At 75.5% G+C, this 15,986-nt stretch carries 9 protein-coding genes; 8 read left to right on the forward strand and 1 reads right to left on the reverse strand.

Annotated features, from left to right (window positions below):
• Positions 1 to 37: 37 nt before the first annotated feature.
• The gene (locus ACZ3J7_RS31940; protein WP_465626866.1) at positions 38 to 1,234 is read right to left on the reverse strand and encodes a L,D-transpeptidase; all 1,197 of its coding nucleotides are present in this window, start codon (positions 1,232 to 1,234) and stop codon (positions 38 to 40) included.
• A gap of 213 nt (positions 1,235 to 1,447) precedes the next feature.
• On the opposite strand from ACZ3J7_RS31940, the gene glgX reads away from it, so the two are divergent.
• From glgX to ACZ3J7_RS31980, 8 genes are all read left to right on the forward strand, one after another.
• Positions 1,448 to 3,649 carry a glycogen debranching protein GlgX gene (gene glgX, locus ACZ3J7_RS31945; protein ID WP_465626868.1) on the forward strand — a complete coding sequence of 734 codons (2,202 nt, stop codon included), beginning with the start codon at positions 1,448 to 1,450 and terminating at the stop codon, positions 3,647 to 3,649.
• Between the two features lie 98 nt (positions 3,650 to 3,747).
• On the forward strand, positions 3,748 to 5,592 hold the full coding sequence (locus tag ACZ3J7_RS31950) for an ABC transporter ATP-binding protein (RefSeq protein WP_465626870.1): 1,845 nt from the start codon (positions 3,748 to 3,750) through the stop codon (positions 5,590 to 5,592).
• Positions 5,589 to 7,421, forward strand: coding sequence for an ABC transporter ATP-binding protein (locus tag ACZ3J7_RS31955; protein WP_465626872.1), 1,833 nt, complete (start codon positions 5,589 to 5,591; stop codon positions 7,419 to 7,421). The genes ACZ3J7_RS31950 and ACZ3J7_RS31955 overlap by 4 nt, the downstream gene beginning before the upstream one ends.
• Before the next feature lie 129 nt (positions 7,422 to 7,550).
• The gene (locus tag ACZ3J7_RS31960) at positions 7,551 to 9,029 is read left to right on the forward strand and encodes an amino acid permease (RefSeq protein WP_465626874.1); all 1,479 of its coding nucleotides are present in this window, start codon (positions 7,551 to 7,553) and stop codon (positions 9,027 to 9,029) included.
• Between the two features lie 151 nt (positions 9,030 to 9,180).
• Complete coding sequence (locus ACZ3J7_RS31965) at positions 9,181 to 9,990, forward strand: urea amidolyase associated protein UAAP1 (RefSeq protein ID WP_465626876.1); 810 nt, start codon at positions 9,181 to 9,183, stop codon at positions 9,988 to 9,990.
• Positions 9,987 to 10,640 (forward strand): urea amidolyase associated protein UAAP2, encoded by a 654-nt coding sequence (locus tag ACZ3J7_RS31970; RefSeq protein WP_465626878.1) that lies wholly within the window; start codon positions 9,987 to 9,989, stop codon positions 10,638 to 10,640. Before ACZ3J7_RS31965 ends, ACZ3J7_RS31970 begins: the two co-directional genes overlap by 4 nt.
• Positions 10,637 to 14,209 carry an urea carboxylase gene (gene uca, locus ACZ3J7_RS31975; RefSeq protein ID WP_465626880.1) on the forward strand — a complete coding sequence of 1,191 codons (3,573 nt, stop codon included), beginning with the start codon at positions 10,637 to 10,639 and terminating at the stop codon, positions 14,207 to 14,209. The genes ACZ3J7_RS31970 and uca overlap by 4 nt, the downstream gene beginning before the upstream one ends.
• Positions 14,206 to 15,852, forward strand: coding sequence for an allophanate hydrolase (locus ACZ3J7_RS31980; RefSeq protein WP_465626882.1), 1,647 nt, complete (start codon positions 14,206 to 14,208; stop codon positions 15,850 to 15,852). Before uca ends, ACZ3J7_RS31980 begins: the two co-directional genes overlap by 4 nt.
• The last annotated feature ends 134 nt before the right edge of the window (positions 15,853 to 15,986 follow it).

Genomic DNA, 15,986 nt, shown 5'->3' on the forward strand with positions numbered 1-15,986 from the left:
CGCCCGGGTGGAACTCCGGCGGGAGCGGGGTGCGGGTTCAGTGAACGCCGAGGGCCGTGCCGGCGGTCCACTGGCGCCAGGACAGGTTCCAGTCGCCGAAGCCGTTGTCGGGGGCGACCCGCTCGCCGCGGGAGCCGCGCACCTCGACCACGTCGCCGACCCTGGTGCGCCGGTAGAACCAGCCGGCCGGGGAGTCGTCCGAGCCGCCCTTGGCGTCGCGCAGGCCGATGCAGCCGTGGCTGGTGTTGGCGGCGCCGAAGACCGCGCGGTCGCTCCAGTAGTTGCCGTGCACGAAGGTGCCGGAGGCGGTCAGCCGGAGCGCGTGCGGGACGTCCTTGATGTCGTACTCGTCGCCGAGGCCGACCGTCCGGGAGTTCATCCTGGTCTCCTCGAAGCGCTCGGAGACCACCATCGTGCCGAGGTAGGTGGAGTGCTCGGGGTCGCCGCCGCTGACCGGCAGGACGCGCAGCACCTCGCCGTCCTCGCGGACGGTCATGGTGTGGGCGTCCAGGTCGACGGCGGCGACCAGCGCGCGGCCGACGGTGAAGTGCACGTCCTTGTCCTGGGTGCCGAGGTAGCCGGGCGCGCCCTCGACGTCCTTGAGCCGCAGCAGCAGGGTGACCCTGGTGCCGGACGGCCAGTACTCCCGGGGGCGGAAGTCGAGCCGCTGGTCGCCGAACCAGTGCGGGGCGACCTCCAGCGGCGGGTCGGCGGTGACCGCGACGGCCTTCTCGACGGCGGCCCGGTCGGTGATCGGGTGCGAGAAGCGCAGCGAGACGGGCATGCCGACGCCGACGGTGGAGCCGTCCTCGGGGCTGAAGAAGCCGACGAAGGTGTGCTCGGGGGCGACGGTGGCGAAGCCGGCGTGCTGGACGGCGCGCAGGCCGGCGGCGTCCTCGGCGACCGCGTCCAGGGTGTAGGCGGTGGCGGTGGCGAGCCGGCGGTCCGGGCTCCAGCCGGTGCGGTCGGGGGTGAGCGTGCCGGGGACGTCCGCGCCGCGGTCGTCGGTGAGCCGGACGGTCAGCAGCCGGCCGTCGGCGACCCCGACCCGGACCGCGCCGTCCACCGGGACGTCCTGCGCGCCGTCGCCGGGCCGGAGGGCGAGCCGGGCGCGGGAGACGGGCGGGGCCGCGTCGCCGGGCGTCCGGTCGCCGCCGCCCCCGGTGCAGCCGGTCAGCAGGACCAGTCCGGCCGCCGCCGCCCGCCGTGCCCAGAGCCGTACCGCGGCGCGCATGCCGTCCTCCCGTTTCGTCCGCTACCACCCGATACCGGACACAACGAGCGATTCCGCCCCCCGGACACGGCCGAATGGTTTCCGCCCCCGGATCCGCTGGGCACATGATCGATCACGGTGCGTCACGCCCCCCGACCGGGGGTGACGACGGCCGTCGGACAGGGAACAACCGGAAGAACGGGGACGGGCCCCCGGATTGCTGGGAGGGTCGCCATGACGGCGTGGCAGGAGCTGGGTGCGCGGGCGGCTCGGGAGCCGCGGCCGGCCGCCGGGTGGAACGGCTCGGCGGCCGGGCCCGGCGGGGAGCCGCCGTGGCCGGGCGGCTGGCAGCCGCTGGGCGCCCGGTTCCGCGCCGACCCGGAGGGCGGCCGGGGCACCAACTTCGCGCTCTGGGCGCCGGGCGCGGAGGCGGTCGACCTGTGCCTGTTCGACGAGCGCGGCGCGGAGTCCCGGCACCGGCTGTCCGAGCAGACGTACCAGACCTGGCACGGCTACCTGCCGGGCGTGCTGCCGGGCACCCGCTACGGCTTCCGGGTGCACGGCCGGTGGGACCCGTGGACCGGCGCCCGGTTCAACCCGGCGAAGCTGCTGCTCGACCCGTACGCCCGGGCGATCGACGGCGCGTACACGGCCCACGACGCGACCTGCGGGGCCGTCCGCAACTGGCCCGAGCGGGACGTCGCCGACACCGTCCGGGACGACCGGGACTCCGCGCCGTACGTGCCCAAGGCCGTGGTGGTGCACGACGCCGACGACTGGTACGACGACCAGCGGCCGAAGACGCCGTGGGCCGAGACGGTGCTGTACGAGCTGCACGTGCGCGGCTTCACCATGCGCCACCCCGAGGTGCCGCCCGAGCTGCGCGGCACGTACGCGGGTCTGGCGCACCCGGCGGCGGTCGCGCACCTGGTGCGGCTGGGGGTGACGGCGGTGGAGCTGCTGCCGGTGCACCACCACGTCAGCGAGGACCACCTGCAGGCGCGCGGCCTGGTGAACTACTGGGGCTACAACACGCTGGGGTACTTCGCGCCGCACGCGGGCTACGCGGCGACCGGCAGCCGGGGGCAGCAGGTCGGCGAGTTCAAGCGGATGGTGCGGGCGCTGCACGCGGCGGGCATCGAGGTGATCCTCGACGTGGTCTACAACCACACCGCCGAGCAGGGCGTGATGGGCCCGACGCTGTCCTTCCGCGGCATCGACAACGCGGGCTACTACCGGCCGGACCGCTCGCGCCGCGGCTACGCCGACTACACCGGCTGCGGCAACACGCTGGACACCCGCCGCCCGCAGGTGATCCGGCTCGTCACCGACTCGCTGCGGTACTGGGTCGCCGAGATGGGCGTGGACGGCTTCCGCTTCGACCTGGCGGCCGCGCTGGCCCGGGGCGGCGACGGCGTGGAGATGGAGCACCCGTTCCTGGCCGCCGTCTCGCAGGACCCGCTGCTCAGCCGGGTGAAGCTGATCGCCGAACCGTGGGACGTCGGCCCCGGCGGCTACCAGGTGGGCGGCTTCCCGCCGTTGTGGGGCGAGTGGAACGACCACTACCGGGACACCGTCCGGGACTTCTGGCGCGGCGCCCGGCCGGACGTCCGCGAGCTGGCGACCCGGCTCTCCGGCTCCTCCGACCTGTACCAGCGCGGCGGGCGCCGCCCGTACGCCTCGGTCAACTTCGTCACCGCGCACGACGGCTTCACGCTGCGCGACCTGGTCAGCTACGACCGCAAGCACAACGGCGCCAACGGCGAGGACAACCGGGACGGCACCGACGACAACCGGTCCTGGAACCACGGCGCGGAGGGCGAGACCGACGACCCGGCGATCCGCTCGCTGCGGGTGCGCCAGCTGCGCAACCTGCTGACCACGCTGCTGCTCTCCAGCGGGGTGCCGATGCTGACCGCGGGCGACGAGCTGGGCCGCACCCAGGGCGGCAACAACAACGCGTACTGCCGGGACGACGCGACCAGCTGGCTGGACTGGTCGCTGCTGGACGACCCGGACTGGCGTTCGCTGACCGAGCTGACCGCCAAGCTGGTGCACCTGCGCCGGGCCCACCCGGTGCTGCGGCAGCGGGCGTTCTTCTCCGGCCGCCCGGCCGGTCCGGACGGGCGGCGCGACCTGGCCTGGCTGACCCCGGAGGGCACCGAGATGACCGACGCGGACTGGTTCTCGCCGGGGCAGGCGCTGGCGATGCGGCTGTCCGGCAGCGCGATGTCCGAGCGCGACCAGCGCGGGCGCCCGCTGCGGGACGCCGACTTCCTGCTGCTGCTGAACGCGGCCGCCGAGCCGCGGCGCTTCACCCTGCCCGGCCCGCACGTCCCGGTGCTGGACACCGCGCTGGCCGGCGACCCGGACCCGCGGCCGGTGACGGAGGTGCTGCTGACCGGCCGTTCGGCGGTGCTGCTGACGGCGGGCTGAGCCGGGCCCCGGCGGGGCGCCCGACCTGGCCGGTTCTCGCCGACAGGGGCAAAAAACCGGATGAGAAATGTCAGCGGCTGCGTCTACCCTGCTCGGCGATGGCCGAGAACCCGAACCCCGCTCCGCACACCCCCGCGGATCCGAACGCCCCGTCAACGACCTTGACCGCGCCCTCACCCGTACCGGCACCCCGGTCCGCGGTGCGCTCGCTGCTGCGCCTGTGGCCCTACGCCCGGGACGTCCGCTGGCGGATCTTCGGCTCGATGGCGGCGGCCGGGCTGGCCTCGCTCAGCGTGCTGGCCGTCCCGGTCGTGCTGCGCCGGATCGTCGACGGGCCGGTCGCCCGGCACGACCTGTCCGGCCTGTGGCCGCTGGCCGGCGCCCTGCTGCTGCTCGGCGTCGCCGAGGCGGTGCTGTTCGGCGTCCGCCGGGTGATCGTGGCCCGCCCGCTGGCCGGGGTCGAGACCAGGCTCCGCGGCGACCTGTTCGCCAAGCTCCAGCGGCTGCCGATCTCCTTCCACGACCGCTGGCCCTCCGGCCAGCTGCTCTCCCGGGCCACCTCGGACCTGTTCGTGCTGCGGCTGTTCCTGGCCTTCCCGCTGGTCTTCCTGGTCGTCAACTCCACGGTCTTCCTCACCGGCACCGCGCTGATGTTCGCGCTGGACTGGCGGCTCGCCCTGATCACCCTGGTCCCGGCGGTCCCGCTGATGCTCTACACCCGCCGCTTCGAGGCCGGGTACTCGGCCGCCTCCCGGCTCGCCCAGGACCAGAACGGCGACCTGGCCACCGTGGTCGAGGAGTCGGTGCTCGGCATCCGGATCCTCAAGGCCTTCGGCCGGCACCGCACCATGGCCGAGGAGTTCCGGCGGCACAGCGCCGAGCTGCGCGAGACCGAGCTGCGCAAGGCCGGCCTGCTCGGCAACCTGTGGGCGGCCATCGTCGGCCTGCCCGAGCTCGCCCTCGGCGCCGTGCTGGCCACCGGCGCCGTCCTGGTCGCGCACGACCAGCTCTCGGTCGGCACCCTGGTCGCCTTCCTGTCCACCGCGCTCGCCCTGCGCTGGCCGGTCGAGTCGATCGGCTGGCTGCTCGGCTTCGCCGCCGAGGCCGCCAGCGCCGCCGACCGCTACTTCGAGGTGATGGACGAACCGGAGCCGGCCGACCCGCCGTCCGGCCTCGCCCCGTCCGAGGAGCGCGGCATCCGCTTCACCGGCGTCCGCTTCCGCTACCCGGACGCGCCGGCCGGCAGCCCCGACCTGCTGGCCGGCGTCGACCTGCACGTCCGCCCCGGCGAGACGCTCGCCCTGGTCGGCGCCACCGGCAGCGGGAAGACCACGCTGACCGCACTGCTCCCCCGGCTGTACGAGCCCACCGCCGGGTCGATCACCCTCGACGGCACCGACCTGCGCGACCTGTCCCGCGCCGAGCTGCGCCGCCGGGTCGCCGTCGCGTTCGAGGAGCCGACCCTGTTCTCCGCCACCGTCCGGGAGAACGTCCTGCTGGGCGCCCCCGACGCCGGCCCCGGGCAGGTCGCCGCCGCGCTGGCCACCGCGCAGGCCGGCTTCGTCGACAAGCTCCCCGAGGGCCTGGACACCGAGGTCGGCGAGCAGGGCCTGAGCCTGTCCGGCGGCCAGCGCCAGCGCCTGGCGCTGGCCCGCGCGGTGGTCGGCGAGCCGCGCTTCCTGGTGCTGGACGACCCGCTCTCCGCGCTCGACGTGCACACCGAGGCGCTGGTGGAGCGCGCCCTGCGCGAGGTGCTGGCCGACACCACCGCCCTGGTCGTCGCGCACCGCCCGTCCACCGTGCTGCTCGCCGACCGGGTCGCGCTGCTCGCCGACGGCCGGATCGCCGCCGTCGGCACCCACCAGGAGCTGCTGCGCTCCTGTCCCGCCTACCGGGCCCTGATGTCCGGAGAGTCCGAGCTGGAAGGGGCGCTGGCCCGATGACCACCGCCGTCGCCGAACCCCCCGTCGAGGAGGACGACCTCCTCCCCCCGGCCGCCGACGACCAGGACATCCCCGTCCCGCCGGGCGCCCCGCGCGCGCTGCTCGGCTCGCTGCTCGCCCCGCACCGCCGCCGGATCGCCGTCGCCGTGCTGACCGTGCTGCTCCAGCAGGCCGCCCTGCAGGCCGGCCCGCTGCTGGTCGCCTACGCCATCGACCGCGGCGTCCCGGCCCTGCGCGGGCACGACTCGGGCCCGCTGGTCGCCGTCACCGCCGCCTACCTGGGCTGCGCGCTGCTCGCCACGCTGCTCCAGCGGGCGTTCATCCGGGCGGCCGCCCGGATGAACCAGGACGTGCTGCTCGACCTGCGCGGCCGGATCTTCCGGCACGCCCAGCGGCTCAGCCTGGACTTCCACGAGCGCTACACCTCCGGCCGGATCATCTCCCGCGCCACCAGCGACGTGGACACCCTGCGCGAGCTGCTCTCCGAGGGCCTGCAGGAACTCCTGATGGTCTTCCTGTCGGTCGGCTACATCACGGTCGTGCTGGTGATCGTCGACTGGCGCCTGGGCCTGGCCTCGCTGGTCTCCTTCCTGCCGATGTACCTGATCGTGCGCTCCTTCCGGCGCCGCTCCCAGCAGGTCTACCGGCGCTCGCGGACCGCCGTCGCGGCTCTGATCGTCCGCTTCACCGAGACCATGAACGGCATCCGCCCGGTGCAGGCGTTCCGCCGCGAGGCCGCCAACGACAAGGCCTTCGCCACCGTCAACCGGCAGTCCGCCACCGCCACCGCGGACGGCCTGCTGGAGATGGCCCGGTACGTCTTCCTCTCCCGGCTGACCGCCAACACCTGGATCACCGGCGTGGTCGTGCTCGGCGCCTTCCTGGTCACCGACGGCAGCCTCGAACTCGGCGTGCTGACCGCCTTCGTGCTCTACCTGCGCCGGCTCTACGACCCGATCGACCAGCTGGCGATGTTCCTCAACAGCTACCAGTCGGCGGCCGCCGCGCTGGAGAAGATGGCCGGCCTGCTCGCGCACGAGCCGTCCGTCCCCGAGCCCGCCGAGCCCGCCCCGCTGCCCGCCGCCGCCGGCAAGGGCCGCGAGGTCGCCTTCCGCGGGGTCGCCTTCGGCTACGCCAACGGCAAGGAGGTGCTCCCCGCGTTCGACCTGGTGCTCCCGGCCGGCCGGACCACCGCCGTGGTCGGCGCCACCGGCGCGGGCAAGTCCACGCTGGCCAAGCTGCTGGCCCGGTTCTACGACCCGACCTCGGGCACCGTCGCCCTGGACGGCGTCGACCTGCGCGGGCTCTCCACCGCCGAGCTGCGCGCGAACGTCGTGATGGTCACCCAGGAGTCCTTCCTGTTCTCCGGCACGGTCGCCGAGAACATCGCGGTCGGCAAGCCGGAGGCCACCCGGGCCGAGATCGAGGCCGCCGCCCGCGCGATCGGCGCCCACGAGTTCATCGCGGCCCTGCCCGACGGCTACGACACCGACGTCCGCAAGCGCGGCGGCCGGATCTCGGCCGGGCAGCGCCAGCTGGTCGCCTTCGCCCGCGCGCTGCTGGCCGACCCCGCCGTCCTGATCCTCGACGAGGCCACCTCCTCGCTCGACGTCCCCGGCGAGCGGGCCGTCCAGCACGCCATGCGCACCGTCCTGGCCGGCCGCACGGCCGTGATCATCGCCCACCGCCTCTCCACCGTGGAGATCGCCGACCGCGTCCTGGTGATGGACCAGGGCCGGATCGTCGAGGACGACACCCCCGCCGCCCTGATCGCCGGCACGGGCCGCTTCGCCGCCCTCCACCAGACCTGGAAGGACAGCCTGGTGTAGGTGTCCGTCCGCCGGGGGCACCGGTGAGGAGACGGCAACCGTCGGGCAACCGGCGGGCAACACCCGGGAATCCGCGTGGCCCTAATTTCTGTCGTCCGACAGAAAAAGCCCGCGGAAGGCCGGTGCCCCATGACCACCAGCACGACGCCCGCCCTCCCGGCCGCCGCCCGGGCGGCCGAGTACCCCCAGCAACTGCACCGCACCATCGGCAGGTTCGGCTCGTTCGCGGCCGGCTTCTCCTTCATCTCGGTCCTCACCACGGTCTTCCAGCTCTTCGCGTTCGGCTACGGCGCGGCCGGCCCCGCCTTCGTCTGGACCTGGCCTGCGGTGCTGGTCGGCCAGCTCCTGGTGGCGGCCTGCTTCGCCGAACTCGCCGCCCGGCACCCGTACTCCGGCGCGATCTACCAGTGGGCGAGCCGACTGGCCGGCCCGGTGTACGGGTGGTTCACGGGCTGGCTGATGGTGCTGGGGCAGGTCGTGGTGGTGGCCGCGGCGGCCCTCGCGCTGCAGGTGGTACTGCCCGCCCTGTGGCCGGGCTTCCAGTTGCTGGGCGGCGACCCCTCGCCGAGCTCGGCGAGCGGCGCGGCGAACGCGGCCCTGCTCGGCGCCGCGCTGATCGCGCTGACCACACTGGTGAACGCGGTCGACAACCGGGTGCTGACGCTGGTCAACGGCATCGGGGTGACCGCCGAGATCGCCGGCATCGTGCTGATCGTGGTGGCGCTGTTCGGGCACGCCGAGCAGCCGGCGGGCGCGGTCCTGCGCACCGCGCCGAGCGGCGGTGGCTGGGCCCTGCTGGTGGGGGCGTTCACCGCGGCGTACGTGATGATCGGCTTCGACAGCGCGGGTGAGCTCTCCGAGGAGACCGTGGCCCCGCGCCGGACCGCGCCCCGGACGATCCTGACCGCGCTGGCCGCCGCCGGCCTGAGCGGCGGCCTGCTGCTGCTCGGCGGGGTGCTGGCCGCCCCGAGCCTGACCGACGGCCGACTGGCGGCGGAGGGACTGCCGTACGTGCTGACCGCTCGGCTCGGCGACGGGTGGGGGCGGGTGCTGCTCGCGGACGTCGCGGTCGCGGTGTGCGTGGGCACCCTGGCGATGCAGACGGCCGGCGCCCGCATGGTGTTCTCGATGGCCCGCGACGGCGGGCTGCCCGGGGCCCGCCGACTGTCGGAGGTGGCGCGGCGCAGCGGGACGCCGCGCTGGGCGGCGCTCGCGGTGGGCGCCCCGGCCGCCGGCCTCCTGCTGCTGAACCTGGCCGCCCCGACGGCGTTCGTGGCGCTCTCGTCGACCTGCGTGGCCCTGGTGTACGCGGCGTACGCGCTGGTGGTGGGGGCGGCGCTGGTGCGACGGCTGCGCGGCCTGCCGCTGGGCGAGGGCGCGCCGGGGGCGGACGAGACCGGCCGACCGCTGTTCTCGCTGGGCCGCTGGGGGCGGCCGGTGAACGTGGTGGCGCTGCTGTACGGGGTGGCGATGACGGTGGACCTGGCCTGGCCGCGCGCCTCGGTGTACGACCCGGAGGGCGGTCACTGGTACCTGCGCTGGTTCGCCGTCCTGACCTTCGCGTCCGCCCTCGCCGCGGGCGCGGCCTACCGGCTGCGCCGTCGCTGACCGCGCCGCACCCCCGCTCGCCCTCGGCCGTCCGGCTCCCCGCCGGGCGGCCTTCGCGCACCCGGCCCGCGCTCCCGACGTGAGGGCACGGTAACTCCGTCGTGACACGCGGGCAACGGCGCCGAAGCCGTCCCTCCCTAATTTCTGTCGCATGACAGAAACCCACCACGCCGAGGCCGGCACCGCCACCACCACGGCCGCCCGCGCCCACGCCAGGTCCCAGGCGGGCAGGGTCGTGGACTGCATGCCGCAGCTGCCGCCGCCGACGGGCACGCTGTGGTCGGAGACCGTCGCGGGCGGCGGCTGCACCCACCTCGCCCTGCCGGCCGGCGCGCACGTGACGCTCACCGACCGGGACGGCGACGCCTGCGCGCACCTGCTGCTGTTCGTCGCCGGTCGCCCCTGGGAGCGGCTGAACCCGGCCGACACCGTGAAGGTGCAGTGGAACGCCTACCTGGGCCTCGGCAGCCAGCTGCTCTCGGACCAGGGCCGGGTGCTGGCCACTCTGGTGGGGGACACCTCCGGCCGGCACGACGCCCTCACCGGGACGTCCACCGCGGCCCGCAACCGGGCCCGCTACGGGGACGGCTCGGCGCACGGCCCCTCCCCGGCGGGCCGCGAGCTGCTGGTGCCCGCCGCGGCCAAGCACGGCCTGGCTCCGCGCGACCTGCCCGCTCCGGTCACGTTCTTCCGTGGCGTCCGGGTGGACCCGGACGGTTCGCTGCGCGCCACCGGCTCGGCCGGCCCGGGGGCCCGGGTGGTGCTGCGCCTGGAGCAGCACACCACCCTGCTGCTGGCCAACACCGCCCACCCGCTGGACCCGCGTCCGGCCTGGCACTGCACGCCACTGGAAGTCACCGTCACCCCCGGTGCCGTGACCGCCCCGGGCGACCCCCACTGGGACGCCACGCCCGAACGCCACCGCGCCCACCTCACCACCGCCGCCCTGGGGGCCCGATGACCGCCACCGCACTCCCCGTCCGGACCGTCCTCGACGAGGTCGTGCCCGCCCGCGCCGCCTGGTCCGCCGTGGTCCGCCGCGGCCAGTCGCTGACCGTCACCGACCTGCACGGCAACCAGGCCGTCGACTGCCTGCTGTACGACGCGCACGACACCGCGGTGCGCTACAGCGCGGCCGACACCCTGCAGGCGTCCGGCTCGGTCTTCGTCACCGCCGGAACCGTGCTGATGTCGAACGAGCACACCCCGCTGATGACCGTGGTCGAGGACGACTGCGGCCGGCACGACACCGTCGCGGGCGCCTGCTCGAAGGAGTCGAACGCGCTCCGCTACGGCCACCACACCCGTTCGCAGCACGCCTGCGTGGAGAACTTCCTGGCGGAGGGGGCCCGGCACGGCCTGGGCAAGCGGGACCTGGTGTCGAACATCAACTGGTACATGAACGTGCCGGTCGAGGCGGACGGCACGCTGGGCATCGTCGACGGCGTCTCCGCACCGGGCCTGCGGGTGGTGCTGCGGGCGGAGACCGACGTCCTGGTGCTGGTGTCGAACTGCCCGCAGGTCAACAACCCGTGCAACGGCTTCGACCCGACACCGGTGCGGATGACGGTCACCGAGCGCGCCGGAGCCCCCGAGGGCGGCCCGCGATGAGCTTCGACACGCTGCTGGTCGCCAACCGGGGCGAGATCGCGGCCCGGATCATCCGCACCGCGCGCCGGATCGGCCTGTCCACCGTCGCGGTGTTCTCCGACCCGGACCGCTCGGCCCCGCACGTGCGGACGGCCGACCGGGCGGTGCGGCTGGGCCCGGCCGCCGCGAAGGACAGCTACCTGCGGGCGGACGCGGTGCTGGCCGCCGCGCTGGAGTGCGGCGCCGGCGCGGTGCACCCGGGCTACGGGTTCCTGTCGGAGGACGCCGCGTTCGCCCGCCGGGTGGAGGCGGCGGGCCTGGCGTTCGTCGGCCCGACGCCCGCCCAGCTGGAGGTGTTCGGTGCCAAGCACACCGCCCGGGCCGCGGCGGAGGCGGCGGGGGTGCCGCTGCTGCCGGGCACCGGCCTGCTGGCGGACCTGCCCGCCGCGCTGGCCGCGGCGGAGGCGGTGGGCTACCCGGTGATGCTGAAGGCCACCGGCGGGGGAGGCGGCATCGGCATGCGGGCCTGCCGGGACGCGGCGGAGCTGGCCGAGGCCTGGGAGGGCGTGCAGCGGGTGGCGGCCGCGAACTTCGCCACCGCGGGGGTGTTCCTGGAGCGGCTGGTGGAGCGGGCCCGGCACGTGGAGGTGCAGGTCTTCGGCGACGGCACCGGCCGGGTGGTGACCCTCGGCGACCGGGACTGCTCGCTGCAGCGCCGCCACCAGAAGGTGCTGGAGGAGGCCCCGGCTCCCGGCCTGCCCGATCGGGTCCGGCGCGAACTCGCGGATTCCGCACGCGAGTTGTGCGCATCGGTGGACTACCGCTCGGCGGGCACCGTCGAGTACGTCTACGACGCGGCACGCGAGGAGGCGTACTTCCTGGAGGTCAACACCCGGCTCCAGGTGGAGCACCCGGTGACCGAGGCGGTGTACGGGGTCGACCTGGTCGAGTGGATGCTGCGGCTCGCCCGGGGCGAGCGCGGGGCGGTGCGCGAGGTCGGCCCGCCGCGCGGGCACGCGGTGGAGGCCCGGGTGTACGCCGAGGACCCGTCCCGCGACCACCGGCCGAGCGCCGGACGGCTCACCGAGGTGGCCTTCCCGTCCGGCGTGCGGGTGGACACCTGGGTGGAGACCGGCACCGAGGTGACCACCGCGTACGACCCGATGCTGGCGAAGGTGGTCGTGCACGGCGACGACCGCGCCGACGCCCTCGGCCGGCTGACCCGGGCCCTGGCGGACACCCGGATCCACGGAATCGAGACCAACCTGGGCCTGCTGCGGGCGATCCCGGCGGTGCCGGAGGTGGCCGCGGTCGGGCACCACACCGGGACGCTGGCGCGCGTCGCCGACCCGACGCCGCGGATCGAGGTGGTCCGGGCGGGTACCCAGACCACCGTGCAGGACTGGCCGGGGCGCACCGGCCACTGGCACGTCGGGGTGCCGCCGTGCGGGCCGATGGACGACCTGTCGTTCCGGCTCGGCAACCGGGCGCTGGGCAATCCGGAGGGCGCGCCCGGCCTGGAGTGCACCCTGCTGGGCCCGGCGCTGCGGTTCACCGCCCCGACCTGGGTGTGCGTGACGGGCGCGCCGACGGCGGTGACGGTGGACGGCGCGCCGGTGCCGCAGTGGGAGCCGCTGCTCGTCCCGGCGGGCGGTCTGCTGGACGTTCCGGCCCCGCCCGGACCGGGGCTGCGCTGCTACCTGCTGGTGGCGGGCGGCTTCGACGTCCCGGCGTTCCTGGGCAGCGCGGCGACGTTCACCCTGGGCGGCTTCGGGGGCCACGGCGGGCGGGCGCTGCGCACGGGTGACGTGCTGCACGGCGGCACCGGCCCGCTCGGCCCGGACGCGGGCCCGGTCGCCGACCGGCCGGAGTTCACCTCGTCCTGGCTGCTGCCCGCGGTCGAGGGGCCGCACGCCGCGCCGGAGTTCTTCACCGAGCGGGACGTCGCCGAGTTCTACGCCGCCGACTGGTCGGTGCACTTCAACAGCGCCCGCACGGGGGTGCGGCTGGTCGGCCCGAAGCCGACCTGGGCCCGTCGGGACGGCGGCGAGGCGGGCCTGCACCCGTCGAACATCCATGACACCCCGTACGCGGTGGGCGCGGTCGACTACACCGGCGACATGCCGGTGCTGCTGGGGCCGGACGGCCCGTCGCTGGGCGGGTTCGTCTGCCCGGCGACGGTGGTGTCCGGGCAGCGCTGGAAGCTGGGGCAGCTGCGCCCGGGCGACACCGTCCGCTTCGTGCCGGTGACCGCCGGGGACGCGGCGGAGCTGCGCCGCTCGCCAGCCGCCGTGCCGGCCGCCTCGCGCCCCGCGGTGCTGGACGGCGGCGTGCTGGACCGCCTGCCGGAGCGTCCGGGCCGCCCGTCGGTGACGTACCGGCGCAGCGGGGACGACAACCTGCTGGTCGAGTACGGGCCGATGCAGCTGGACCTGGCGCTGCGGATGCGGGTGCACGCGCTGGCGGAGCGGATCACCGGGCGGCGTCCGGCGGGGGTGGTCGACCTGACGCCGGGCATCCGCTCGCTCCAGGTGCACGTGGACCCCGATGTCCTCCCGGTCTCCGAACTCCTCGACCTGGTGCGCGGGCTGGAGCGGGAGCTGCCGCCCGCCGAGCAGCTGGCGGTGCCCAGCCGGACGGTCCACCTGCCGCTGTCCTGGGACGACCCGGCGACCCGGGAGGCGATCGACCGGTACGTGGCGGGGGTGCGCGACGACGCGCCGTGGTGTCCGTGGAACATCGAGTTCATCCGCCGGATCAACGGCCTGGCCTCGGTGGACGAGGTGTACCGGACGGTCTTCGACGCCGAGTACCTGGTGCTGGGGCTGGGCGACGTGTACCTGGGCGCGCCGGTGGCGACCCCGCTGGATCCCCGGCACCGGCTGGTCACCACCAAGTACAACCCGGCCCGGACCTGGACGGCGGAGAACTCCGTCGGCATCGGCGGCGCCTACCTGTGCGTGTACGGCATGGAGGGCCCGGGCGGCTACCAGTTCGTCGGGCGGACGGTGCAGATGTGGTCGGGCTGGCAGCAGCGCGGGCCGTTCGCCCCGGGCGTGCCCTGGCTGCTGCGGTTCTTCGACCGGATCCGCTGGTACCCGGTGTCGGCGGAGGAACTGCTGGAGCTGCGCGCCGACATGGCCGCCGGCCGGTTCGAACCCCGGATCGAGGAGGGCGAGTTCGCGCTCGCCGAACACCTGCGCTTCCTGGCCGACCACGCCGGTCCGATCGAGGGATTCCGGGCGGTGCAGGCGGCGGCGTTCGCGGCGGAGCGGCGGGCGTGGGAGGAGTCCGGCGAGTTCGACCGGGCCGACCGGGCGGCCGGCACGGCGCCCGCCGCGCCGCGCGCGGTGGTGGTGCCGCCGGGTGGCGGCGTGCTGGAGGCCGAGTTCACCGCCTGCGTGTGGAAGGTGGACGTGGCGCCGGGCGAGCGGGTGCGCAAGGGACAGCGGCTGATGGCCCTGGAGGCGATGAAGATGGAGTCCGCGGTGCTCTCGGACCGGGACGGCGTGGTCGCCGAGCTGCTGGTCGGCACGGGCGACCAGGTGGAGGCGGGCAGCCCGCTGGTGGTGCTGGGGGTCCCCGCGTGAGCGCGCTGGAGCGGGTGCGGCGGGCGTACGCGCGGATCGCCGCGGTCGACCGGCCGGAGGTGTGGATCGACCTGCGGCCCGAGGCGGAGGCGGCGGCCGAGGCGGCCCGGGTGGACGCCCGGGCCGCGGCGGGCGAGCGGCTGCCGCTGGCGGGCACGGTGTGCGCGGTGAAGGGCAACATCGACGTGGCGGGCCTGCCGACCACGGCGGGCTGCCCGTCCTACGCGTACCGGCCGGAGCGGGACGCCCCCGCGGTGGCCCGGCTGCGGGCGGCGGGCGCGGTGGTGCTGGGCACCACCAACCTGGACCAGTTCGCCACCGGTCTGGTCGGCACCCGCAGCCCGTACGGCGCGGTCCGGAACGCGGTCGACGCGGGCCGGATCTCGGGCGGCTCCAGTTCGGGGTCGGCCGTGGCGGTGGCGCTGGGCCTGGTCGACCTGGCGCTGGGCACCGACACGGCGGGCTCGGGGCGGGTTCCGGCGGCGCTGAACGGCGTGGTGGGCCTGAAGCCGACCCCGGGCCTGGTGCCGACCGACGGCGTGGTGCCGGCCTGCGCGAGCCTGGACTGCGTCTCGGTGTTCGCCCGCACCGTCGACGAGGCGGAGGCGGCGCTGCGGCTGCTCGCCGACCCGGCCCCGGCCGCGCCCGGCCGCCGTCCGGGCCCGTGGCGGGTGGCCGTCCCGGCCGCCGCCCGGCTGGGCGTCCTCGCGGACGGCTGGGCCGGGGCGTACGCGGCGGCGGCCGACCGGTTGGCGGCGGCGGGCACCGAGCTGCGCGACCTGGACCTGTCGCCGTTCGACGCGGCGGCGGCGCTGCTGTACGAGGGCGCGTTCGTCGCCGAGCGGTACGCCGCGGTGGGAGCGTTCGTGGACGCGGCGGACGGGCGGGGCGATCCGGGCCTGGACCCGGTGGTGACCGCGATCGTGCGGGCCGCGGCGGCGGTGCCCGCGCACCGGCTGTTCGCCGACCGGGCCGGGCTTGAGCGCGTGCGGACGGCCGCGCTGGCCGCACTCGGCGACGCGGACGCCCTGCTGCTGCCGACCACCACCTGGCACCCGACCCTCGCCGAGGTGGCGGCCGACCCGGTCGGCGCGAACGCCCGGCTGGGCCGGTTCACCAACTCGGCGAACCTGCTGGGGCTGTGCGCGATCGCCGTCCCGGCGGGCACGGTCGGCGGCCTGCCGTTCGGCGTGATGCTGGTCGGACCGGCCCGGACCGAGGAGCGGCTGGCCGCGGTCGCCCGGCTGCTGACCGCACCGCCGGTGCGGCTCGCGGTGTTCGGCGCGCACCTGACCGGGCAGCCGCTGAACGGTCAACTGACCGCGCTGGGGGGCCGGTTCGCCGGCGAGGTGCGCACCGCCCCGGAGTACCGGATGTACGCGCTGGACACCGTGCCGCCCAAGCCGGGCCTGGTCCGGGTGTCGGAGGGCGGCGCGGGCCTGGTGGGCGAGCTCTGGGAGCTGCCGGCCGCCGGCCTGGGCGCACTGCTGGCCGCGCTGCCGCACCCGATGACGTTGGGCCCGGTCCGGCTGGCGGACGGTTCGGCCGTGCCCGGCTTCCTCTGCGAGCCTGCCGCACTGACGGGCGCGGTGGACGTCACGGCGTCCGGCGGCTGGGCCGCCCACCTCGCGGGGCGGCACTGAACATCCCCATCGGTCGATCTTTTTCAGTCAAGTTATCAAATTCTTGCTTGCTACGTCGAAGATATTGCCGTTCCATGTCACCCTCATTACGATCCCGGATCGTCGGGTCGCGGACCTGACACGACGTCGTCAAC

The organism is Kitasatospora sp. NPDC015121 (genome assembly GCF_055562955.1).